Source organism: Leminorella richardii, assembly GCF_900478135.1.
Lineage (GTDB): Bacteria > Pseudomonadota > Gammaproteobacteria > Enterobacterales > Enterobacteriaceae > Leminorella > Leminorella richardii.
Map to the genome: position 1 here is coordinate 2,085,668 of NZ_LS483470.1, position 22,186 is coordinate 2,107,853.

At 50.4% G+C, this 22,186-nt stretch carries 21 protein-coding genes and 1 pseudogene; 6 read left to right on the forward strand and 16 right to left on the reverse strand.

Going from position 1 to position 22,186, the window contains the following annotated elements:
- Nucleotides 1–115: 115 nt before the first annotated feature.
- Nucleotides 116–817, reverse strand: coding sequence for a tRNA (adenosine(37)-N6)-threonylcarbamoyltransferase complex dimerization subunit type 1 TsaB (gene tsaB / locus DQM29_RS09580; RefSeq protein WP_111740483.1), 702 nt, complete (start codon nt 815–817; stop codon nt 116–118).
- An 87-nt stretch (nt 818–904) separates the two neighbouring features.
- Nucleotides 905–2,824: a DNA repair helicase YoaA gene (locus DQM29_RS09585; protein WP_111740484.1), complete on the reverse strand. Its 1,920-nt coding sequence runs from the start codon at nt 2,822–2,824 to the stop codon at nt 905–907.
- A gap of 206 nt (nt 2,825–3,030) precedes the next feature.
- On the opposite strand from DQM29_RS09585, the gene DQM29_RS09590 reads away from it, so the two are divergent.
- Nucleotides 3,031–3,375: a RidA family protein gene (locus tag DQM29_RS09590; RefSeq protein ID WP_111740485.1), complete on the forward strand. Its 345-nt coding sequence runs from the start codon at nt 3,031–3,033 to the stop codon at nt 3,373–3,375.
- Between the two features lie 96 nt (nt 3,376–3,471).
- Here DQM29_RS09590 and DQM29_RS09595 read toward each other — a convergent pair whose 3' ends face one another.
- The 8 genes and pseudogenes from DQM29_RS09595 to zwf all read right to left on the reverse strand — a co-directional run bounded on the left by DQM29_RS09595 (nt 3,472) and on the right by zwf (nt 10,803).
- Nucleotides 3,472–4,206, reverse strand: a complete 735-nt coding sequence (locus tag DQM29_RS09595) for a hypothetical protein (RefSeq protein WP_111740486.1) — start codon at nt 4,204–4,206, stop codon at nt 3,472–3,474.
- 81 nt (nt 4,207–4,287) lie between these two features.
- On the reverse strand, nt 4,288–5,001 hold the full coding sequence (locus tag DQM29_RS09600) for a hypothetical protein (RefSeq protein WP_111740487.1): 714 nt from the start codon (nt 4,999–5,001) through the stop codon (nt 4,288–4,290).
- 688 nt (nt 5,002–5,689) lie between these two features.
- Entirely contained in the window at nt 5,690–6,586 is an 897-nt protein-coding gene (locus DQM29_RS09605; protein ID WP_111740488.1) for a DUF1848 domain-containing protein, read from the reverse strand.
- Between the two features lie 66 nt (nt 6,587–6,652).
- Entirely contained in the window at nt 6,653–6,985 is a 333-nt protein-coding gene (gene mdtI / locus DQM29_RS09610) for a multidrug/spermidine efflux SMR transporter subunit MdtI (RefSeq protein ID WP_111740489.1), read from the reverse strand.
- The gene (mdtJ, locus tag DQM29_RS09615) at nt 6,972–7,340 is read right to left on the reverse strand and encodes a multidrug/spermidine efflux SMR transporter subunit MdtJ (protein WP_111740490.1); all 369 of its coding nucleotides are present in this window, start codon (nt 7,338–7,340) and stop codon (nt 6,972–6,974) included. The genes mdtI and mdtJ overlap by 14 nt, the downstream gene beginning before the upstream one ends.
- Before the next feature lie 482 nt (nt 7,341–7,822).
- A complete protein-coding gene (locus DQM29_RS09620; RefSeq protein ID WP_111740491.1) occupies nt 7,823–8,464 on the reverse strand; it encodes a bifunctional 4-hydroxy-2-oxoglutarate aldolase/2-dehydro-3-deoxy-phosphogluconate aldolase in 642 nt (213 codons plus the stop codon).
- Between the two features lie 94 nt (nt 8,465–8,558).
- Nucleotides 8,559–9,254, reverse strand: a complete 696-nt coding sequence (gene pgl, locus DQM29_RS09625; protein ID WP_111742056.1) for a 6-phosphogluconolactonase — start codon at nt 9,252–9,254, stop codon at nt 8,559–8,561.
- A 72-nt stretch (nt 9,255–9,326) separates the two neighbouring features.
- A pseudogene (gene zwf / locus DQM29_RS09630) lies at nt 9,327–10,803 on the reverse strand (glucose-6-phosphate dehydrogenase).
- Between the two features lie 367 nt (nt 10,804–11,170).
- Between zwf and DQM29_RS09635 the strand changes: the two are divergent.
- The gene (locus tag DQM29_RS09635) at nt 11,171–12,007 is read left to right on the forward strand and encodes a MurR/RpiR family transcriptional regulator (RefSeq protein WP_111740492.1); all 837 of its coding nucleotides are present in this window, start codon (nt 11,171–11,173) and stop codon (nt 12,005–12,007) included.
- A gap of 234 nt (nt 12,008–12,241) precedes the next feature.
- Nucleotides 12,242–13,684: a pyruvate kinase gene (gene pyk, locus DQM29_RS09640; RefSeq protein WP_111740493.1), complete on the forward strand. Its 1,443-nt coding sequence runs from the start codon at nt 12,242–12,244 to the stop codon at nt 13,682–13,684.
- A 95-nt stretch (nt 13,685–13,779) separates the two neighbouring features.
- On the opposite strand, the gene lpxM is transcribed toward pyk, so the two are convergent.
- From lpxM to znuA, 4 genes are all read right to left on the reverse strand, one after another.
- Nucleotides 13,780–14,763, reverse strand: a complete 984-nt coding sequence (lpxM, locus tag DQM29_RS09645) for a lauroyl-Kdo(2)-lipid IV(A) myristoyltransferase (RefSeq protein WP_111740494.1) — start codon at nt 14,761–14,763, stop codon at nt 13,780–13,782.
- Nucleotides 14,764–14,874: 111 nt separating this feature from the next.
- Nucleotides 14,875–15,192 carry a peptidoglycan DD-metalloendopeptidase family protein gene (locus tag DQM29_RS18725; RefSeq protein ID WP_415270864.1) on the reverse strand — a complete coding sequence of 106 codons (318 nt, stop codon included), beginning with the start codon at nt 15,190–15,192 and terminating at the stop codon, nt 14,875–14,877.
- Nucleotides 15,105–16,190, reverse strand: coding sequence for a murein DD-endopeptidase MepM (gene mepM / locus DQM29_RS09650; RefSeq protein WP_415270865.1), 1,086 nt, complete (start codon nt 16,188–16,190; stop codon nt 15,105–15,107). Before mepM ends, DQM29_RS18725 begins: the two co-directional genes overlap by 88 nt.
- A gap of 20 nt (nt 16,191–16,210) precedes the next feature.
- Nucleotides 16,211–17,188: a zinc ABC transporter substrate-binding protein ZnuA gene (gene znuA / locus DQM29_RS09655; protein WP_232054891.1), complete on the reverse strand. Its 978-nt coding sequence runs from the start codon at nt 17,186–17,188 to the stop codon at nt 16,211–16,213.
- Nucleotides 17,189–17,296: 108 nt separating this feature from the next.
- On the opposite strand from znuA, the gene znuC reads away from it, so the two are divergent.
- Nucleotides 17,297–18,055, forward strand: a complete 759-nt coding sequence (gene znuC, locus DQM29_RS09660; protein ID WP_111740495.1) for a zinc ABC transporter ATP-binding protein ZnuC — start codon at nt 17,297–17,299, stop codon at nt 18,053–18,055.
- Nucleotides 18,048–18,839, forward strand: a complete 792-nt coding sequence (gene znuB, locus DQM29_RS09665; RefSeq protein ID WP_111740496.1) for a zinc ABC transporter permease subunit ZnuB — start codon at nt 18,048–18,050, stop codon at nt 18,837–18,839. Before znuC ends, znuB begins: the two co-directional genes overlap by 8 nt.
- Before the next feature lie 94 nt (nt 18,840–18,933).
- On the opposite strand, the gene DQM29_RS09670 is transcribed toward znuB, so the two are convergent.
- Both DQM29_RS09670 and rihB read right to left on the reverse strand, forming a co-directional pair.
- Nucleotides 18,934–20,184 carry a NupC/NupG family nucleoside CNT transporter gene (locus DQM29_RS09670; protein WP_111740497.1) on the reverse strand — a complete coding sequence of 417 codons (1,251 nt, stop codon included), beginning with the start codon at nt 20,182–20,184 and terminating at the stop codon, nt 18,934–18,936.
- Between the two features lie 122 nt (nt 20,185–20,306).
- Nucleotides 20,307–21,239, reverse strand: coding sequence for a ribosylpyrimidine nucleosidase (gene rihB, locus DQM29_RS09675; protein ID WP_111740498.1), 933 nt, complete (start codon nt 21,237–21,239; stop codon nt 20,307–20,309).
- Between the two features lie 129 nt (nt 21,240–21,368).
- Between rihB and DQM29_RS09680 the strand changes: the two genes are divergently transcribed.
- A complete protein-coding gene (locus tag DQM29_RS09680; RefSeq protein WP_111740499.1) occupies nt 21,369–22,079 on the forward strand; it encodes a transcriptional regulator YeiL in 711 nt (236 codons plus the stop codon).
- The last annotated feature ends 107 nt before the right edge of the window (nt 22,080–22,186 follow it).

The window sequence follows — 22,186 nt, forward strand, 5'->3', positions numbered from 1 at the left end:
TCAAAGAGAAAAAAGAGTGCGTGACCTCATTGCGTTGTTTTCCTAGGAAAGCGGTAGTCACCGCCCTCTGCTGTGTTTACGGTACTGTGTTTACAATTCTGTTTCTACGGTAAAACTATTCACGCCCCGGCAGCTTTTTCCAAGCCACCTCATTACGTAAATAAACCGGTTCGATGTGCTCTGCGGACTGCACTTGCCCTTTTTTCCAGCGAGTGAGCGCCAGAGGCAGCATGTCCTGCGCCCGAGGGAACAGCACCTTTCCATCCCTCAATGCGACAGCGCTGCCGTCTCCCATAGTAGGGTAAGTTTGCCAGCCGGTGCCGACAGTGGCCCATTCGCCGCTCAGTGTATGAAGGAGTTCGCTAACGCGCTGTGGCGGCAGCACTTGTTCACTGCCAACAGCACCCCACTCGCCCTGCTCACTGCGCTCGTAGCAGCCCCAGTACACTTCACTCATTCGGGCATCAATGGCAGCCAGCACGCGGGTTTCACCCGCAGTACGGTAGGCGCCCTGCGCCATCACTTCGAGAGTAGAAAGACCTATCACCGGCAGCCCAGTGCCTAAAGCCAATCCTTGAATCGTTCCGATGGCAATGCGCACACCGGTAAAGCTACCGGGACCGTGGCCAAACGCCAATGCGTCGAGGTCTTGCAGGGTCAGTCCCGACTCATCAAGCACCTGCTGCACCATAGGCAGCAAGCGTTGAGCGTGCTCGCGCGGGCATTCCGCGTAAACAGAGTGCACTTCGCCGTCGTTCCAAACGGCGACGGAACAGGCTTCGGTAGCGGCATCAATGGCCAGAATTCGTGTAGACATAGAAAACCTTAGGCGGGACCTTCTTGTTGAACATGATTCAAGTGGGGGATAGTACCATATCGAGGATAACTGCACTCCCCCTCGCCTTTATTTATCCTCATTCAGCGGAGCTCCTTTGAGAAAGTCCATCGCCTTGTTGAGATCGCGTGTGCGCGGTGCAGGCGGCAGGCTGTTGAGAAAAATTTCACCGTAGGGGCGCATGACCAAACGGTTATCGCAAATAACAATCACGCCGCGATCCGTTGTGTCTCGAATCAGCCGCCCGACGCCCTGTTTCAGGGTAATCACCGCGTCAGGGAGCTGAACTTCCTGAAACGGATCGCCGCCGCGCAGCTGGCAGTCCTCTATACGCGCCTTCAGCAGCGGATCGTCCGGTGCGGTAAACGGCAGCTTATCGATAATCACGCAGGACAGCGCATCGCCGCGAACGTCAACCCCTTCCCAGAAGCTGTTCGTTGCCACCAGCAGCGCATTGCCTGAAGCAACAAACTCTGACAGCAGCTTGGCTTTACTGGTTTCCCCCTGCATCAACACCGGCAGTGTCATGGTTTCGCGAAACACTTCCGTCAGATCGCGCATCATCTTGTGCGAGGTGCAGAGAAAGAAACAGCGACCGTCGTTAGCCTCAATCAGCGGCCGAAGCATGTTTGCCAGCTGTTTGGCACCGCCGTATTGATTAGGAGACGGTAAGAACCGCGGCACGCACAGCAGCGCCTGATTGGCATAGTCGAAGGGGCTGGCCAGCAGCAGAGTCTCTGCTTTTGTCAGGCCAAGCCGCTGGTTGAAATGTTCCAAAGATTCATTAACGGACAGCGTCGCTGAGGTAAATATCCAGCTGCCCTTTTTGTCCTTCATCACTTCCTGAAACTTTTCCGCCACTGACAGCGGCGTCAGCGCCAGTATAAAGTGGCGAGCGGTACACTCATACCAGTAGCTGTAGCCGGGAATTGAGACGTCCTTCAGGCGAGTCAGCCTTGAACGATAGAGGGTCGCGCGCTCAAAGGCGGCGTCCAGCAGAGCCGAGCGCCCCAGCGCCATCTTGATAACGTCGTAGCACAGCGTCAGCGCGTCGTCGACCAGCAGCAGCGCCCGCTGAACCGACGCCTGTTCCAATAAGTCGCGCAGGTTGCCGCGAAAGCCCGGATCGCCGAGCGCTAATCGGAAATCCTGTGTGCTTTGCGTTAGGCGGTCGGCACTCTTTTGTAACTGCGCCATATCGCGCACTTCCGTGCGGTAGGCAATGGTGATGTCTTTTGCCAAATCCATCAGCTGTCGGCTGGAAAGCTGCTGACCAAAGTACTGGCTGGCAATATCCGGCAGCTGGTGCGCTTCGTCAAAAATCATCACGTCGGCATCGGGAATAAGCTCAGCAAAACCGGTTTCTTTAACAACGACGTCGGCCAAAAACAAATGGTGGTTCACCACCACCAAGTCGGCGTCCATCGCCTTGCGCCGCGCCTTAACGACGAAGCACTCTTTGTAGTTGGGGCAGTCGCCTCCCAGGCAGTTGTCGTTGGTACTGGTCACCAGCGGCCAGATAAAGCTGTCTTCCGCCACCTGCGTACAGGTGCTGATATCGCCGTCCACCGTACTGGACGACCAGCGTCTAAGCTTGACTAAGTCCTTAAGCGACGCGTCAGACAGTTCACCGCCGGTCATACTCTGCTGCTCCATGCGCTCCAGACACAGGTAGTTAGAACGCCCCTTTAGCAGCGCCAGCCTGCCGGTAAACTCCAGTGCGGTGGCGACCGTCGGCAGGTCGCGAGCAAACAGCTGATCCTGTAGCGCTTTGGAGCCGGTCGAGACAATCACTTTCTTTTTGGAGCGCAGAGCGGGAACCAAATAAGCATAGGTTTTGCCGGTGCCGGTACCGGCTTCAACCACTAGTTCCTGACCTTTTTTAATCGCGGCAGTAATGGCCTTAGCCATAACGCGCTGAGGCTCACGCGGCTTAAAGCCGTCAATCGCTTTTGCCAGCGCGCCTTTAGGAGAAAAATCGTCCGTCAAATCGGTTGTCCATCAGTGTGGCCGCCATCGTCTGACGGAAATAGAAAAACAAAACTGCGGCTATTATGCCAATCCTGCCCGCTCATCACCACTCGGATTTCTACTCGCCTCTCAGTGGGGCAGAATGTATTCCACTGGGAGGTTGTGTTACCCTTTTTGCCCTACAGGTTTTCTCTTAGTGTTAAACATTCCTTCAGGAGTTCCCTATGACGATCGAACGCATCAATCCCGCCAAGCGCTGGTCGGACGCCGTGGTTTATAACGAGACGATTTACTACACCAGCGTGCCGGAAAATCTAGACGCCAACGCCACTGAGCAGACCGCCAACGTGCTGGCCGATATCGACAGAATGCTGGCGCAGCTCGGTTCAGACAAAACCCGCATTCTTGATGCGACCATCTTTCTGGCCGATCGCCGCGACTTCGCCGCCATGAACGCTGCCTGGGACGCCTGGGTTATTGACGGCAAAGCACCAGTGCGCTGCACCGTTGAAGCGGCGCTGATGAATCAGAAATATAAAGTGGAAATCAAGATTATTGCGGCGAAGTAAGCATCAATCAACGCTGTACGATTCCGTACACCGATGATTAAGCAAGAAGCTGAAGAGTAGATGCGCCTCTAAGTAAAGAGGCGCTTTTTCATTCAGTCAATTGATAAGTCTAGGCACTGAATCAGGGACTGGATATTTTCCCGTAGAAATATCAAATGGAACAATCGCCCTTTCATTGATGATTTTCCCCTGCCAAACGCCAAAAGAGTGAATATACATTTTGGGATAGCTGCCTGATGATTCATCTTCATTTTCATAGGCAAATTCAACGTCCGAGTCTAGATAGTTGACAACGCAGTCTCTGTCTTCTACGCATCCCGGTTTATTGTCATAGTGGGCCATGATTGCGGCTATTTTCTTTACTCGATGCCTTTCGGCGGGAAGATAAAAGTCCTGAAAAACAATATCCTCACCCATTTTGGTAATGATAGACTCGGTAACAATGCCCCGATGTTTGCCAAGATATACAGTATCTGCAATCCCCGAAGTACCATATATCCCATGACTCTCTACAGTTTCTGCGCTGACTATCTTACCGTTGTTCAAGAACCAAAGGTCAAAATAGCCTATGGAAGCGCCACCCGTTGCCCTATCCGACTCACCGTCAGCGCACATCACTACAATATGCTCTTTTGCATCCGTTGGGCTATCCAAACAGAGGCGATAAATATAGCCTGGATTGTCTTTGCGCAACCAGACAGGCTGTTTTTCACTATCCACTGTAGGCTGATAATATGCTTCCAATACTGACGGTAAACTGCCCGCTGAAAATACCGGCAGGCTCATGCTAGCAATCGTAGCGAACAAGCTAATTCTTTTAATAAACGACATAAGTATTCCTCTTCCATAAGCGGCGAAATGCCGGCATCCTTTTCCTTTACGTTGTAGAAATAGCTTTCTATTTGATAAAACTTACATTGGATCCTGTATAAAGTGGGGAATATTGTATCGATTGTTTTTCCGATCGAACAAGACGACTTGCGTTACGTTAACGTCTTTACCTGCCAATATTCCAACGGAATGAATAAGCATGTTGGGGTAATCATCATTCGTATTCTCCTCAAACACGACCTGCGTATTTAACTCATCCCGTAAACAGTCCACATCGACATCGCAGGTTGCTTTGTTATCTAAATGGACCAATAGCCACGCAACTTCTGAGACTTTATTGCTTTTCGCTGGCAGATAAAAATGCCGATAGCGTATTTTAGCGCCCTGCCCGTCGGTACCGGACTCTGTAACAATCCCCCAACGCTTGCCGATTTTTACGACATATGCCGAACCTGACTCACCGTAGCGACCTTCACTTTTTACTCTCTCGGAGCTAACAACGCGATCTAACTTAAGAAACCAGAGATCAAAATAGCCGCTTTGAAAACCCGCATCGTTGCCGTTCACGCCATCACCACACATAGCAACAATACGCTCTTCTGGCCCTGTCCACTTATCTAAACAGAGGTTGTAGATAACATTGGGTTGCCCTTTTCGCTGCCAAGCAGGATAAGTACCTTCAATACCTGTAGGCTGATAGTATTCCTCTAATGCCAGCGGTAGGCTACTTTGTGCAAATACAGGCAAACTTAAGCAGCTGAAGAATAAAAAAGACATTTTTTTCTCATACTTCACCCTGTACCTCGTTCCACAGCACAATCGAACGAATAAAAATATCAATCCATTCAAAGCAATCCCCTAAAAAGCGTCAAAATAGTCCTCACCACCGTCATATATTAGTTTATATTCTAAATAAACCAACAACCACGCAAATTCTCTAGATATTTTTACCCGGTGAGATGATCAAGAGTAAATGAGTTATTCTTAATAATAAAACGAATGACATTAACAATATCCACACTGTTTGCGAACTTAAACAGTATAGCTATTTCAAGTAGAATATTGGTAGAATATTTCTATAGCAAAGGAGAAATAAATGGGCATAGCTACGTTAGTTATAATCATCACCTTAATATATGGATTATTTATGGCTGCTGCTATCTGGCTTTGTTTCAAAAGAGTAAATACTATCAGACGTTTTTTTCTAGTCTGGCTATTATCCAGTGTAATAATCCTGCTTTTTATCTTCTAATAATCCCTTTATGTAGAGAAGCGAAAAAACATTGCCTTTCGTGCAATCAATGCACATAGCCACACTACGATATTCCAATCCTGTCTACATATCTAAACAGAAATTACAACTTACGTTAAGTTGCTCTTTTTACGAAAAAATAGCCGAAGAATAAGGAAAGGTATTTTTTCTCCTATTTCGCTCTATTCGCCGCCTTTTTCACTTAACAGTTGTCTCCCTAATAATCTCCCGCTAGTCACGCTCTTCCTCTCCCAATAAAAACGGGCTCAGCGGCGAATGCTGCTTATAGTTTTCTGTCGCCAAAACGTGATTCGACGTTGCATAACAATATTTACAGCCGTGCAGGCAGGTATTGTAGGCGCCGATATCGACGCTTTTTATGCAGCCGCAGGCTTCGCGCTGTCCGCGATCTTTAGCGCTGCTGACGTCGATAGCAAACAGCTGCTTTAACAGCACGTCGTCAATGCACTTGCCGTGAGTAATGCCAAAAGCGGTTAAATCCATCGACTCAGCGCAGCTAGAGATCGCCATATTGTTGGCTCGGGCAATTTCGGCAAGCTCTCGCGCCAGCGACTGACAGAGGCTGACGTCCTTAGCAATATCGCTATAAATCAGTGAAGGCGTCTGCTTCAGGTTTCGAGCCGTTTTGGCATAAATATCGGCAAAGCTAATCACAACGCGCTCGCAGCAGCCGTTCAGGCTTGCGGCCAGTTTGCCAAACAGCCTCAGGTGTTCGTCATACGGCAGCAGGTTGGAGAGAAGAATGGGATCGTAACGCCAAATCACCTTTTCTCGCCCTATTTGGTCTGAAAGGCGTTGAAACACCTCAAGGCTTTTTAAGGGATGTAGCGTTTTGGCTTCCAGTTCGCGCGGGTAGCCAGTCAGCGTATATTGGAAATAGTAGCGGTAGCCGCGCTCATCCAATTCCGACAGGTAAGGCATCAGGCGTGCTGGGTTACGCGTCCAAAAGACGATAGCGTCGACGTCTGCCGGCATGAGAGAGATTCGACTAATCTGACGGGGATTAAACGGATTTCTATTCAATAAAAACCCCGCCCTGACGCGCTGGATAAACCAGTCGGCGTAAAAGGCGGGAATGTCCGTTCGGCGGCTTGCGCTGATAATCATGTCGGCTTCCTGTAAACTTACTGAAACCTTCAGCTATCCGGTAGCCGTGGCAGTAAAGCGAAAACGTCAGATAGCCACTTTAAGCATAATCATTCCGGCAAGCAACAGTATCAGCCCTGCCCAGCCCTTGCGGTTTAGCCGCTGACCAAACATGATCCAGCCAGCGGCCACAGTAGCAGCGATGCCAAATCCGCCCCACAGCGCGTAGGCAATGGCAAGATCCATTCCTTTTACCGCCTGAGCCAGAGCGCTAAAGGCACCCAGTACACAGACGAGGGAGAGCAACCCCATCCCCATACGCTTAAATCCGTTGGACAACTTCAAAAACACGTTAGCCACAATTTCTAATACAATCGCCAGCGCCAGAAACGCGATGTGATATATCTCAAGCTGCTGCATGGAGCACCTCTTCTTTTTCAACATCACTTTTTACTACTCGAGTCCCCTGTTTAATAAGAATAATACCCACCAGCAGTGTTGTCAGTCCCAGAGCCTTCATCATCGAAATAGCTTCGCCAAAAATCAGGGCACTAAATAACGTAATCAACAGTACGCCAATGCCTTCCCATAGAGCATAGGCCACGCCCAGCGCCACGCGCTTAACGGATATTGACAGTAAAATATAAGAAAGCGTTATCATCACATACATTGCGATATGGCCGTAAATATGCCCAGTTTCGCTGGCATATTTCATCGACAGCGTGCCGATTACTTCGGTAATAATGGCCATAAATAAAAATAACCAGTATTTCATTTTAATTTCTCCGTTTAATTTTTATATGCGCCGCTTTAATACAAAAAATTGACATGTTTATTTTTAAAAAATAAACAAAGGCCAATCGCTTTTGCGATAAAAAACGGACGTTGAATTATGAGTCTGCTAACAGACTACGGAGAAAGACGCTAACGCTTGGCGCTCCAGTTGAGCTCGCTGGCAAGGACAGAGGATATAAAGAAAACGAAGGTAGATGTACGTAATAAAAAACGTTGAATAGACGTCATAATGAATTGGTTGTCAGTCGTGTCAAAAACCACGATTTGCGCTTACCCCTCCTGTAATATGGTTCACGGTTCTATTTCTACCATAGGGAAATAGCGAAATCAAATAAAGAAGCGTTATTTATTTTAAAAACAACACATACTCACAAGGTAAATTTAATAAAAAACCTATTTTTATGCATAAAAAAACCGCCTAACATCAGCACAGGCGGTTTTCACTGAATAGAGAAGTGCCTATTAGCCTTTAGCGTGCGCTACGGCCTCGCTGGCAAGCTCGGTAATGCGCGCAAAGTCGCCTTTGGCGATGACGTCACCGGGAACAAACCAAGAGCCGCCGACGCACAGTACGCTAGGCAGAGCAAGGTAATCGCGGCAGTTGCCAAGAGTAATTCCTCCAGTTGGGCAGAAGCGGACCTGAGAAATCGCGCTGCTGATAGCCTGCAGTGCTTTAACACCGCCGTTGGCTTCGGCTGGGAAAAACTTGAATTCACGCAGACCATAGTCCATACCGAGCATCAGCTCAGAAACGCTGCTCACACCGGGGATTAGAGGAATATCGCCGTCAACCGCCGCCTGCAGTAGAGGCTCCGTCAAACCGGGGCTGATAGCAAACTGACCGCCAGCCGCCGCAACCTCTGCCAGCTGCTGAGGATTCAGCACAGTACCTGCACCAACAATAGCTTCAGGCACTTCTTTAGCAATAGCGCGGATAGCGTCCAGAGCACAGGCAGTACGCAGAGTCACTTCAAGAACGCGCACGCCGCCGGCAACCAGCGCCTTGGCTAAAGGAACAGCGTCCTTCAGTTCTTTAATAACGATGACGGGCACGACCGGCCCGGTGGACAAAATGCTTTCTGCGCTGGTTTTCCAGTTTTTCATTCGCTTCATTCTCCTGGTTGCCGGTCGATACCTCAGTATGCCGCGGCGATTAAAAGTAGCGCACAGCGAAACCGCCGCACGCGGGGTTTATGCATCAGGCCGACCAGAATACGTCGACCGATGCCTTGGTTTGGTGCAGCACGGCGCGAACCGGCATCTCCTGCACGTCGTCGCCACTTTGTGCCTGCTGGTAAACCGTGCGCTTATTCTCCCCGACCAAATGAAGGAAAATCTGGCGAGCGTTGAGCAGCGCAGGCAGCGTCAGCGTCAGTCGGTCAAGAGGAGCAGTTAGCGGGGTCATGCCAAAAACCAGGCGGTGTGATGACATATCCAACGCGGCTGAAAGATTTGTCGCACCGGGGAACAGTGAAGCCGTGTGGCCATCGTCTCCCATACCAAGAATAACGGCATCAAACGGCTTCGCTATTGCGTCAATCGCCTGTTCAACGTCCTCTACGCCATCAAACGGCGTAGCGCTGGCGTTTTTTAACGGTACAAAGTTTGCCGCTGCGGCAGCGCCACACAGCAGATTTTCGCGCACCAGCCTTTCATTGCTGGAGGGATCGTCCGCGTTTATCCAGCGCTCGTCGGCCAGCGTTACGGTCACCCGCGCCCAGTCCAGCGGCTGCTGGCTCAGCAACTTAAACAGCCCAAGCGGCGTTTTGCCGCCGGAAACGACCAGGCTTGCCTGCCCTTTTTCCGCTATGCCCTGCTGTAAGGCCGCGACAATACGCTGCGCCAGTCGGCGGTTAAGCTCCTCGGCGGAGGGAAAGCTAATGAAGTTTGCCACAGTGTTCACCCTTCTCTTTTTCTCTTCTCATTCACCGGATGCCGATAGCCTTTTGGCTACCGGCGCTTAACGCTACTCGAACTCACTCCATGAACGCCCGTCTCGAGTGATCATCGCCACGGAGGCAACCGGCCCCCAGGTTCCTGCCTGATAGGGCTTCGGCGGCTCATTGTCCGCAGCCCAAGCGTTCATGATTGAATCAACCCATTTCCACGCCTCCTCCACTTCATCGCGGCGTACAAACAGCGCCTGAATGCCGCGCATCGTTTCCAACAGCAGTCGTTCATAGGCATCGGCAACCCGCTGCTCGTGGAAGGTGTCAGAGAAGCTCAGGTCAAGCTTGGTGGTTTGCAGGCGGTGTTTATGATCGAGCCCCGGCACTTTGTTAAGGATCTGCACTTCGACGCCTTCATCCGGCTGTAGTCGAATGGTAAGCGTATTCGGCGGCAGCGACTGGTAGGAGTCTCTAAACAGGTTCATCGGTGGGTTTTTAAAGTAGATAACCACTTCTGTGCACTTAGTGGGCAGGCGTTTGCCGGTTCTCAGGTAGAACGGCACACCGGCCCAGCGCCAGTTGTCGATATCAACGCGAATAGAAACAAAAGTTTCCGTGTTACTGCGCTTATTGGCGCCCTCTTCGTCCAAATAGCCGGGTACTTTCTGCCCTTGAACAAAGCCTGCGGTGTACTGGCCGCGAACGGTCATTTCACGAACGTTGGTGTGATCGATACGTCTGAGAGAGCGTAATACTTTTACTTTTTCATCGCGAATGCGGTCTGCACTGAGATCTACCGGAGGCGACATGGCAATCATGGTCAAAATTTGCAGCAGGTGGTTTTGCACCATGTCTCGCATTTGACCAGCCTTGTCGAAATAGCCCCACCGGCCTTCGATCCCCACTTCTTCAGAAACGGTGATTTGAACATGATCGATAGCGGTGTTATCCCACTTGGCGGCAAACAGCGAGTTGGCAAAGCGCAGCGCCAGCAGGTTAAGCACGGTTTCTTTGCCCAGATAGTGGTCAATACGGTAAACCTGCGACTCGTCAAAATACTGCGCAACCTGATCGTTGATTTCCTGAGAGGACTTCAGATCTGTACCGGAGGGGCTTTTCCATCACCACTCGGCTAGGGAATTTACTCAACCCGGCCTCGCCAAGCCCACGACACACTGCACCAAAGGTACTCGGCGGCATAGCGAAATAGTTAATGGTGATTCGGTTTTCCTGATCGAGCATTTTACCCAGACGGATAAAGCCCTCTGCTTCATTAACGTCCAGATTGCAAAAATCCAGACGCTGGCTTAATCGCTGCCAAACCTCGGCGTCAACCGCATCCTTCATAAAGGTTTTCAGGGCAGTTTCAACCACCTCGGTATAGGCCGCCTTGTCCCACTCCGCTCGCCCAACGCCAATAATGCGAGTATCCGGATGAATATGCCCCGCTTTCTCTAGCTGATAAAGGGAAGGAATAAGCTTGCGTCGGGCCAGATCGCCCTTAGCGCCAAAAATAACCAAGTCACATGCCTGAGCGATTGAATCATCCACCATGACAGTCTCCTCAATGAACCGCATTTTCTTTTTTTGCGGTCTAAACGTTCATGTAATTTTATTACATAAGTAATGTACTCTTTTACTTTCGCGCCGTAAACAGCCAAAAGGAAAAGCGTCACTTATAAAATAAAACGCCGTTTCATTTGACTTAATTCGCTAAAACTACGGGAGTTTTGCCAAATATTCGTCGTATTTCTCATCGCCGCCCCGCTAAAATCAGACGTCGATCAAAGTTCATGAAAAAAAATTACAAAAAAGCGCGTTTAACGCGACGGGCGCTTTTGCGCCATAGTATATTTCCATAAAACCAAGATTGGTTTCTCCTTTAAATGTAATAGGCAAAAGAGCGCGAGGCATAAAAACGATGCTGGAAAGAATTCACCAATGTCGGAACTCCCTGAGTAAATCAGAGCAAAAAGTCGCTGATGCCATCCTCGCGGCGCCGCAAACGGCTATTCACTCCAGCATCGCCACGCTGGCAAAAATCGCTAACGTCAGCGAACCTACCGTTAATCGCTTTTGTCGACGGCTTAACACCAAAGGGTTTCCAGACTTTAAGCTGGCGCTGGCTCAAAGCCTTGCCAACGGAACCCCCTACGTTAACCGCAACGTCAATGAAAACGACGCCACGGATGCCTTTACCTATAAAATTTTCGACTCCGCCGTCATCAGTCTTAATATGGCGAAAAATAGCCTCGATATTGCCGCCATCAACCGCGCTGTTAATCTCTTAATTGATGCAAAAAAAATCTCGTTTTTTGGCTACGGCGCCTCTTCCGTTGTGGCTCACGACGCGATGAACAAATTCTTTCGCTTTAACGTTCCCGTTATCTACTTTGATGACATTGTACTGCAGCAGATGAGCTGCATGAACGCCAATTCCGGTGACGTAGTGGTGTTAATCTCCCACAGTGGGAGAACCAAAAATCTGGTTGAACTGGCGGAAATCGCTAGTAAAAATGGCGCGACTGTCATTGCCATCACCTCACAGGGCACGCCGCTGGCCAAGGCGGCTGACCTCTCTATTCTGCTCGACGTTCCGGAAGACACCGACGTCTATATGCCTATGGTCTCTCGGCTGGCTCAGCTCACCATTATTGACGTGCTGGCCACCGGATTTACGCTGCGAAATACTCAAGCCAAAGAAAGCCTTAAGCGAGTGAAAAATGCGCTTAAAGAGTCGCGCTTCGATAAAAAATAGCTTCTTTATGACACTCTGCATGACTTTATCCATGCGCCGTGAAACGAGACAGCCTCTGTTTGAGATGTCCGAGAGATAGTGGTATAAAGCCAGTCAGTAATTACATAGAGCCTATTTTAATAGGCCTGCATGTGACAAAAAGCAACAGCCTCAGGTATTACCCCTACCTGATTTTCTACCAACAGCTAGAAAATGGCGGTCGAAATCGATTCGGCCGTATAAATGGAGTTACTCATGTCCAGAAGGCTTAGAAGAACCAAAATTGTTACCACGTTGGGCCCTGCCACTGACCGCGACAATAACCTAGAAAAAATTATTGCAGCCGGCGCTAACGTTGTCCGTCTCAATTTCTCCCACGGCTCCGCCGAAGACCACCAGCTCCGCGCCAATAAAGTTCGAGAAATCGCCGCCAAGCTGGGCAAACACGTTGCCATTCTCGGCGACCTTCAAGGCCCCAAAATCCGCGTCTCCACCTTTAAAGAAGGAAAAGTATTTCTCAACGTCGGCGACCGTTTCCTGCTTGACGCCAACCTCTCTCTTGGCGACGGCGATAAAGAAAAAGTCGGCATCGACTATAAAGGCCTGCCTTCTGACGTTGTTCCCGGCGATATTCTGCTGCTGGACGATGGCCGCGTTCAGCTGAAAGTGCTGGAAGTTCAGGGCGTGAAAGTGTTTACCGAAGTGACCGTCGGAGGCCCGCTTTCCAACAATAAAGGCATTAACAAACTGGGCGGAGGCCTGTCCGCCGAAGCACTGACAGAAAAAGACAAAGCCGATATTGCTACCGCGGCCAAAATTAACGTCGATTATCTGGCGGTTTCTTTCCCTCGCACGGGGGAAGATCTCAACTACGCTCGCCGTCTGGCCCGCGACGCTGGCTGTAACGCCAAAATTGTTGCCAAAGTTGAACGCGCTGAAGCGGTCGCAACCGATGAAGCCATTGACGACATTATTCTAGCCTCCGACTCCATTATGGTTGCTCGAGGCGATCTGGGTGTTGAAATCGGCGATCCCGAGCTGGTTGCCGTACAGAAAAAGCTTATCCTTCGCGCCCGTCAGCTAAACAGAACCGTGATCACCGCAACCCAGATGATGGAATCAATGATCACTAACCCGATGCCTACGCGTGCAGAGGTGATGGACGTCGCTAACGCCGTGCTCGACGGTACTGACGCCGTTATGCTGTCAGCGGAAACCGCAGCAGGCCAGTATCCGGCAGAAACCGTAGCTGCCATGGCGCGCGTGTGTATCGGTGCTGAAAAAATGCCGCGTCTTAACGTTTCTAAGCACCGTCTTGACGTTCAGTTCGACAATATCGAGGACACCATTGCGCTGTCCACCATGTACGCAGCGAACCACCTGAAAGGTATTAGCGCAATCATTGCCATGACAGAATCGGGTCGTACGGCACTGATGATGTCCCGCATCAGCTCTGGCCTGCCGATTTTTGCTATGTCGCGTCACGAGCAGACGCTAAACCTGTGCGCTCTTTACCGAGGCGTCACGCCGGTGCTGTTTACCGGTGATTGTGATGGTTTGACCGCAGCAGTGGCCGCCACCAATCAGCTGAGAGATAAAGGCTTCTTGATGTCCGGCGATTTGGTGATTATTACTCAGGGCGACGTCATGGCTCTGGTTGGCAGCACCAATACCTGCCGCATTTTACGGGTTGAGTAAACCCAGACCGTGTCATAACGTACGCAGTAAAAAAGGGCCTTTATGGCCCTTTTCTTTCACCTGTTAATACCCTTTTCAGATATCCGTTTCGCTCACTACTTTTTCTTGCGCGGCCACAGATCTTTTCTCTTATAGGGCTGGATCTCGCCGTTGCGACGTGTCTTGATAAACTTCAGGATCCAGACGTACTGTTCACGGTTGGGCATCACCAGTTTTTCCAACTCTTCATTCATGCGGCGGGCGATCGTCTCATTGTCCGCTTCGGCTATGTCGTCCATAGGAGGATGGATGTAAACGTCCAAAATGCCCTCTTTGGCGCGATAAACGGGAAACAGCGGAACAATCGCCGCGTGGCAAACCTTCATCAGCCGCCCTACTGCGGGCATTGTTGCCTTGTAGGTGCCAAAAAAGTCCACAAACTCGCTGTGTTCGGCACCATGATCCTGATCAGGTAAGTAATAGCCCCAATAGCCCTGACGAACCGAGCTGATAAACGGCTTAATGCCGTCGTCTCGGGCATGCATCCGGCCACCAAAGCGGCGGCGGGCTGCGTTCCACATCCAGTCAACCAGCTCATTTTTTTGGTTATGGAACATTGCCGCCATTTTTTGCCCTTTGGCAGCCAACAGCATGGCGGGAACGTCAACGCTCCAGCCGTGGGGCACCATAAAAATCACGTTGCGGCCTTCAGCACGCATTGCTTCAATAATCTCTTCGCCGTGCCAGCGGGTTCTTTTCAGCAGAAACTCAGGGCTGCGCACCGCCTGTTCAACCATCAGCATCATAGACTGCGAGGCCGTAGCAAACATTTCGTCAATCAGCTCTTCACGCTCGCGCTCTTCCATTTCAGGAAAGCAGTAATAGAGGTTGATTCGCGCCCTGCGGCGAGCGTCTCCGGCATATTTACCGACCCATTTCCCCAGCAAGCCCAAGAATGGATTTCTGATCTTTGCAGGCACATAGGCCAGCAACAGCATAGCGCCAACGCCTAGCCAAACGCCCCAGTACTTGGGGTAAAAAAACGAGGCCTTAAAAACCGGAATAAACTCAATGTTTGAACGAGGTTGTTTCTTCTGCATGCCTAAGCTCATTTAGTTAACGAACGCGCATTCATCATTATTTAAAGGGGTATAGCGCACAAAAGAAAACGCTGCCAGAACCATTAGCAGCGTTTTCTCTTTTTGTGAGCGTTAGAACGTCAGCTGCGGTACGACGTCTTTCACCAGAGCAATATATTCGGAGCGATCTTTACCCGCCAGGCCGTCGGAACGCGGCAGCGTGGCCGTCAAAGGGTTAACCGCCTGCTCGTTGACCCACAGTTCATAGTGCAGGTGCGGGCCTGTTGAACGACCGGTATTCCCAGACAGGCCAATTCGATCGCCACGCTTCACTTTCTGACCGGGCTTAACCAGGATTTTATTCATGTGCATATAGCGTGTGCTGTACTGACGCCCGTGGCGAACGGCAACATAGTTACCCGCTGCGCCGCTAAACTTGGCCACCACCACTTCCCATCGCCGACTGCCAGCACTGGCGAACCAATAGGCATGGCGAAGTCAACGCCCTTGTGAGGTGCAACACGCCCGGTAATCGGGTGAAGGCGACGCGGATTAAACTGTGATGAAATCTTATACTGTTTCGTGGTTGGGTAGCGCAGGAAGCCTTTTGCCAGCCCTGCCCCCTCACGGTTATAGAATTTGCCGTCCGTAGAGCGGATCGCATAGTAGTCTTTACCGCCGCTTTGCATTCTGACGCCCAGCAGCTGACTCTTTTCGTTTTTCCCGTTGAGCTTCTCTCTGGAGAACAGTGCAGAAAAACGATCGCCCTTGCGCAGCTTGCGGAAATCCAGCTGCCACTGCAGCGCTTTCGTCACGGCGTTAATTTCACCGTTGGTCAAACCGGCTGCGCGAGCACTGGCAACAAAACTGCCGTCAAGCGTGCCGACTACCACATCGTTCTTCCATTCGCCCTTCAGCACGTTTACGGTTTCTTTAAATACGCCGTCGATGCGCTCATAGATCCGGGTTTCGCGGCGAGAAACGATCCAGGTCATAGTCTGAAGATCGCCTTCTTCGTTTAGCGTCCAGCTCAGCTGTTGACCAATTTTGAGGTTAGCCAGCGCGCTGTTTTTATTCGTCAGGAGATAAACGTCGGAAGAGTCGATACCAAACTGGGTAAGAATGCTGCTTAACGTATCGCCGTTAGAAACGACGTACTCGCTGGGCGCACCTGCGTCATCCAGTTCGTCTTTGGGAATTTCATCGTCCGGAGTGGGCTGATCCATAGGCTCAGAGTTATCCACGATAGACGGATCGGCAGACGCTCCATTAGGAATAGGGATCGTCGGCAATGGAATAAAGGTCTCGTTATCGGCATCAGGCTTATAATTCGCGGCCTGCCAGACCAGTGTACTCCAAGTGAGAAATAGAAGAGCCCCAAGAGTCAGCTTATGGGGCGTGGGCAAATTGTTATACTTCAGCGCAATCGAACGAGCTACTTGCAGCACTACGAAATTTCCTCATTGTTTCATTCCAGGCAGCTCGCAAACTGTTGGGATAGCTGAGTTAGAAGTTGTAAGTAGCTATCTTTACCTAACGTTATATTGCTGCCGAGCGGATCAAGCACGCCAATTCGGACATCAGTCCCTTTAGCGACAGCGTTGACGACGGCTGGCTGGAATTGTGGCTCAGCAAAAACGCATACCGCTTTATGCTCAACCAACTGTGTTCTTATACTATGTAAACGTTGCGCACCAGGCTGGATTTCCGGATTAATAGTAAAATGACCCGACTGGGTTAATCCGAATGCTTTCTCAAAGTAGCCATAGGCGTCATGAAAGACGAAGTATCCCTTACCCCGCAACGGTTGCATTATATTAGCAATATTTTCTTTTGTCTTCCCCAGTTCTTTTTCAAACTGTGCCAGATTAGCATCTAGTTTGTCTTTATTTTGGGGCATAAGTTCCAATAATTTGTCATGAATGATCACCGCTGAGCGCTGCGCAATCTCTGGTGACATCCAAATATGCATATCAACACCGCCATGATGATGCCCGTCGTCGTCGTCATGCTCTTTATTATCAATAGATTGAGTAACATGCTCATGCTCATGCTCGCGATCGTGGCTGTCTTCACCTCCTGACAGCAGAGGCTTAATAGTTTTCCATTCAGCCAGAGCAATTTTTCTTGATTCGTCTACCTGAGCCAGTGGTTTAGATAAAAAAGCTTCCATATCGGGCCCTACCCATACAACCAGTGAGGCAGATCGTATTTTCTGGACATCTGACGGGCGAAGCGCATAATCATGCGGCGAAGCGCCATCGGGAAGCAGCACTTCTGTTTGCGTCACTCCGTCCGTAATGGCGGCAGCAATAAATCCCAGCGGCTTCGTCGACGTTAATACAGTCGCCGAGGCGGCAAAACTCACGCCCGCAGTGCACAGCACGCCAGTGAGAAAAAGACGACGTAGCTTGCTGACTGTTGAAATTCGCTGCATGTGCTGCATAGGTAATACCCCACGGTAGGTTTCTGTTGTTTCTGCTATTGGTGAGTGACATTCAATCTTGATATGTTATAATATAACAAAATGAGCATTGTGCAAGAAAAATGAACTATGTCCAGTTTGCTTAAATTAGATCGCATCTCCGTCGTTTTCGGCCACCGCAAAGTCCTGTCTAATGTCTCCCTGAATCTGGACGCTGGGCGAATTTTGACGCTGTTAGGCCCCAATGGCGCAGGGAAATCAACGCTAGTGCGCGTTGTCCTTGACTTAATCAAGCCGACCTCCGGTACTGTCAACCGCAGTAAAAACCTGCGCATTGGCTATGTACCGCAGAAGCTGCACCTCGACCCTACCCTACCTTTGACAGTGTCTCGCTTTATGACCCTACGCCCCGGCGTAAAAAAGGACGATATTCTCCCCGCACTGGCGCGCGTACAGGCAGAACACTTAGTGTCTATGCCGATGCAAAAGCTTTCCGGTGGTGAAACTCAGCGCGTGCTGCTGGCCAGAGCGCTGTTGAACAAACCCCAGTTGCTTGTTTTAGACGAGCCCACGCAGGGCGTTGACGTTAACGGGCAACTGGCGCTTTACGATCTGATCGCTCATCTGAGAACCGAACTGAACTGCGCTGTTCTTATGGTTTCTCACGACCTGCATCTGGTTATGGCGAAAACCGATGAAGTCCTGTGCCTGAACCAGCATATCTGCTGCTCCGGAGCGCCAGAGGCGGTTTCTCATCACCCTGAGTTTATTGCCATGTTTGGCCAGCGCGGCGCTGAACGGCTGGCTATTTATCACCACCATCACAATCATCATCATGACCTAAAGGGTCGCATTGTGCTTAAGACAGGTCAGAATAAACATGATTGAGCTGCTCTTTCCCGGCTGGATGGCGGGCGTACTTCTGGCGCTGGCTGCGGGCCCTTTGGGATCGTTTGTCGTCTGGCGAAGGATGTCCTACTTTGGCGATACTCTAGCGCACTCCTCGCTGCTTGGTGTCGCTTTTGGCCTACTGCTGAACGTCAATCCTTTCTACGCCGTGATCGTCATTACTCTGCTGCTGGCTATTGGGCTGGTTTGGCTAGAGCGTCGGCCTCAGTTTGCCGTCGATACTCTACTGGGCATTTTGGCGCACAGCGCCCTTTCTCTTGGCCTTGTGACCATCAGCCTGATGTCTAACGTGCGGGTTGACCTAATGGCTTACCTGTTTGGCGATCTGCTTTCCGTGACTGGAGAAGACCTGTGGGCGATCGGCGCGGGGGTTGCTGTTGTTTTAGCTACGCTCTTCTGGCAGTGGCGCAGCCTTCTGTCCGTGACTATCAATGCGGAGCTGGCTCACGTTGACGGCATTAATCCAGAACGTACTCGGCTGCTGCTGATGCTGATTACTGCTTTAACAATTGGCGTCGCTATGAAGTTTGTCGGCGCGCTGATTATTACCTCACTGCTGATTATTCCCGCCGCTACAGCGCGTCGGTTCTCCAAAACGCCAGAGCAAATGGCGGGAACCGCTGTCCTCATCGGCATTATCGCCGTCAGCATGGGGTTGGCTCTTTCCGCCAACTACGATACCCCTGCCGGGCCGTCGGTAGTGTTGTGCTCCTGCTGTTTGTTCTTACTCAGTCTGATTAAAAAGCAGAGTGGGGATCTGTAGCAAATAAGAGATATAAAAGATCGCGCAGCACAAAGAAACAGGGCGTCAATATGTTGGCGCCCTGTTTTCTTATGTCATATTAATATCAGGCAAATTATGCCAAGCCAATAAAGAAGCCGGCTATCGTGGCACTCATTAGGTTAGACAGCGTAGCCGCTACCAGCGCTCTCAGCCCCAGTTTGGCAATTTCAGGCGTACGGTGTGGGGCAACGGCCGAAAATGCACCCACAACGACACCTATCGAGCCGAAGTTAGCGTAGCCACAGAGTGCAAACGATACGATGGCGATAGTCTTTCCATCCAGCGCGCCTGCCGTCTGCAAATAGGGAGAAAGGCTGAGATAGGCGACAAATTCGTTAACCGCCAGCTTTTGCCCCATCAGGCTTCCAGCAAACGACGCATCGCTCCAGTCTACGCCCATCAGCCAGGCCAGCGGAGCCAGAAGGTAGCCAAAAATCCCTTCCAGCGTAGCGCCATCAAAACCAAACCAGCCGCCAACGCCACCGATAATCCCGTTAATAAGCGCAATCATAGCAACAAAGGCCAGAACGACCGTTGCGACGCCTACCGCAATTTTCATCCCGGTTGTCGCGCCGCTGGCTACCGCTTCAATAGCGCTTTTCGGCGGCGTTTCGGTAAACGACAGGTTATCGAAAGTCACCTGGCTCTCTTCCATCGCCGGGCTCAGCATTCGGGCAAACAGAATCCCCCCAGGGATCGCCATAAATGACGCAGCCAAAAGATAGTCGATGGGTACGCCCAGTGCAGCATAGCCAATCATCGTTGAACCGCCGATGGACGCCATTCCGCTACAGATAGCAGTAAACAGCTCATTGCGATTTAAACGAGTGACAAATGGCTTCAAAATCGCCGGAATTTCGTTTTGCCCAAGGAAAATAGTCGTCACGGCAACAAAGGATTCAATTTTGCTAATATTGAGCGCTTTTTGAAAAATCCCACCGAGAATGCGGATAAGCACTCCCATGACGCCAATGTAATAAAGCAGGCTCACCAGTGCGGTAATAAAAATAATGGCGGGCAATACGCGAAAGGCAAAAATGAATCCAGCACCGTCAAACAGCTGTTCCATTTTTGGCCCGACGAGGGAACCAAAAAGAAACGCGCTTCCCGCGTCGCTGTAGGTCATCACCTTATGTACACCCAAGGCCGCCTGCTCCGCCAGCCACTTTCCCGGAGGGAAATAGAGCATCACGCCGCCAATGGCGATTTGTAATATCAGCGCGGCGCCAACAGTGCGCAGACTGATGCTTTTTTTATTCACTGACAGCAAGAAAGCGATGGTCAATAGCACCATCATACCCAGAACACTTCTCATTATATCCATAATGAAGATCTCGTTATGCCAGGCCTGATCCTATGAAGGGCACCTCTCTCTGCCCATCAAGCATGCGGCGACAGCGTCTCGCTCTCCCGCATGATCTAGACAGCGCGCAGCTATGTGAAGGATCAGATATACATCCGCACGCACTCTTCCACGAGGTTCCAAAACCACTTGGTGTCAATGGTAATGCCCACTTTCGCATTGGCCGGTTTTCCAAGAACGCCCAGCTCGTCGCACACGGTACGTCCATAGCACGGGCCGCTGTTCACATCGATTTCAACGTACATATCCTTCGTAGTGATGCCCTGTGGATGAATGAGGTATCCGATGCAGGTAGCATCGTGTACTGGGCCGCCCGCCAGACCATAGTTTTCGTATTGCGTTTTGAGGGTAAAATTCATGATGTCGCTGAATAACTGACCGGCGGGGCCGCCCGCCCTTTCCATTCGAGCGATAACGTCAGCAGTACAGACGGTTTGGTTGGTCAAATCTAATCCCATCATCACCAGCGGCACACCGGAGGTAAAGACAACGCGAGCCGCTTCAGGGTCAGCATAGATATTGAATTCTGCAGAAGGCGTAAAGTTGCCCGTACCGTAGGCTCCTCCCATCAGTACGATTTCACGAATCTTTGGTAAAATGGCGGGCTGCATGCGCATCGCAACGGCAATATTGGTCAGCGGGCCGACGGGCACCAGAGTAATATCACCGTCGCTTGCCATCAGCGTATCAATAATATATTTAACCGCGTGAGTACTTTCCGCTTCACGAGTGAGTGGCGCAAATACTGGGCCATCCAATCCTGATTCACCGTGAATATTATCCGCCACTATCTGCTGTCTCATGATGGGCTGCGGCATCCCGGCATAAACCGGCACATCAATATTCAACGTTTGGCACACGTTTAATCCATTGACTAAGGTTTTATCCAACGTTTGATTTCCAGCAACAATGGTGATCCCTAATAGGTCAATAGACGGGTGTTTTGCCGCCAACATGATGGCAATTGCATCATCATGACCCGGATCGCAATCCAGAATAATCTTTCTCTTTTCCATTTTTTATTTCCTCTGCTAGCTGTTACGTTATTTTCGTCTTATCAAAGAAAACTTAATCAGGTCGACGGTCGCAGCATAACAACAGAAAACCGATGCTAAATATGAGAAATCTCATATCAGGAAATGAACATGAAAGAAGTCCAAGATGACGTTCTCAAGCAGCAATTGATTAACGACTCTGGTTATAAAGCCCAGTTTTCTGTAGACGTTGTGCGTAATACTCGGCTGTTCTACATCGCAGCTGGAGACTACATCGTGAAGGAGGGAAGCCAGCCGTCCTATCTGTTTTACCTTGCTCGCGGCCGAGCCAAGCTTTACGCCACATTACCGAATGGCCGGATTTCCCTAATCGACTTTTTTTGCGCCCCCTGTTTTATTGGCGAGATAGAATTAGTGAATAAAGACCACGCCCCGAGAGCCGTTCAGTCTATTGAAGAATGCTGGTGTCTGGCGCTGCCCATGAAGCCGTTTCGGCCTCAGCTATTAAACGATGCAACTTTTCTGCGCAATCTTTGTGTCGCCTTGAGCCACAAGAACTACCGTAATATTGTCTCACTCACACAGAATCAGTCGTTTCCTTTAGTGAATCGACTGGCGGCCTTTATTTTGCTTACTCAGCACAGTGACCAATATCGCGAAAAACACACTCAGGCGGCGGAATATATGGGAGTTTCATATCGCCACCTGCTGTACGTTATCGCCCAATTCACGCGAGATGGCCTGCTGCTAAAGCAAAAAAGCGGCTATGCCATTATCAATAAACCCATGCTCACGGCGCTCGCCCTTGAGATGGATCCAGAGAATAACTTCACCGACCTGTTGTATCGCGTCACGCTCTAGTTGCCCTTATAGGGCAACTCTGAGGCTAATTCGTTGACTTTTTGTAAGGCTGCTCACACAAATTTCATCTCTTTTTTTTGTTATTGTTGCGAGTTCATCAAAACGCA

What these genes read in the sequence shown, in the direction of transcription:
- tsaB (WP_111740483.1), bottom strand. Translation starts at nt 817, where the DNA reads ATGTCTACACGAATTCTGGCCATTGATGCCGCTACCGAAGCCTGTTCC.
- DQM29_RS09590 (WP_111740485.1), top strand. Translation starts at nt 3,031, where the DNA reads ATGACGATCGAACGCATCAATCCCGCCAAGCGCTGGTCGGACGCCGTG.
- DQM29_RS09595 (WP_111740486.1), bottom strand. Translation starts at nt 4,206, where the DNA reads ATGTCGTTTATTAAAAGAATTAGCTTGTTCGCTACGATTGCTAGCATG.
- DQM29_RS09605 (WP_111740488.1), bottom strand. Translation starts at nt 6,586, where the DNA reads ATGATTATCAGCGCAAGCCGCCGAACGGACATTCCCGCCTTTTACGCC.
- mdtI (WP_111740489.1), bottom strand. Translation starts at nt 6,985, where the DNA reads ATGCAGCAGCTTGAGATATATCACATCGCGTTTCTGGCGCTGGCGATT.
- mdtJ (WP_111740490.1), bottom strand. Translation starts at nt 7,340, where the DNA reads ATGAAATACTGGTTATTTTTATTTATGGCCATTATTACCGAAGTAATC.
- DQM29_RS09620 (WP_111740491.1), bottom strand. Translation starts at nt 8,464, where the DNA reads ATGAAAAACTGGAAAACCAGCGCAGAAAGCATTTTGTCCACCGGGCCG.
- DQM29_RS09635 (WP_111740492.1), top strand. Translation starts at nt 11,171, where the DNA reads ATGCTGGAAAGAATTCACCAATGTCGGAACTCCCTGAGTAAATCAGAG.
- pyk (WP_111740493.1), top strand. Translation starts at nt 12,242, where the DNA reads ATGTCCAGAAGGCTTAGAAGAACCAAAATTGTTACCACGTTGGGCCCT.
- lpxM (WP_111740494.1), bottom strand. Translation starts at nt 14,763, where the DNA reads ATGCAGAAGAAACAACCTCGTTCAAACATTGAGTTTATTCCGGTTTTT.
- znuA (WP_232054891.1), bottom strand. Translation starts at nt 17,188, where the DNA reads ATGCAGCACATGCAGCGAATTTCAACAGTCAGCAAGCTACGTCGTCTT.
- znuC (WP_111740495.1), top strand. Translation starts at nt 17,297, where the DNA reads ATGTCCAGTTTGCTTAAATTAGATCGCATCTCCGTCGTTTTCGGCCAC.
- znuB (WP_111740496.1), top strand. Translation starts at nt 18,048, where the DNA reads ATGATTGAGCTGCTCTTTCCCGGCTGGATGGCGGGCGTACTTCTGGCG.
- DQM29_RS09670 (WP_111740497.1), bottom strand. Translation starts at nt 20,184, where the DNA reads ATGGATATAATGAGAAGTGTTCTGGGTATGATGGTGCTATTGACCATC.
- rihB (WP_111740498.1), bottom strand. Translation starts at nt 21,239, where the DNA reads ATGGAAAAGAGAAAGATTATTCTGGATTGCGATCCGGGTCATGATGAT.
- DQM29_RS09680 (WP_111740499.1), top strand. Translation starts at nt 21,369, where the DNA reads ATGAAAGAAGTCCAAGATGACGTTCTCAAGCAGCAATTGATTAACGAC.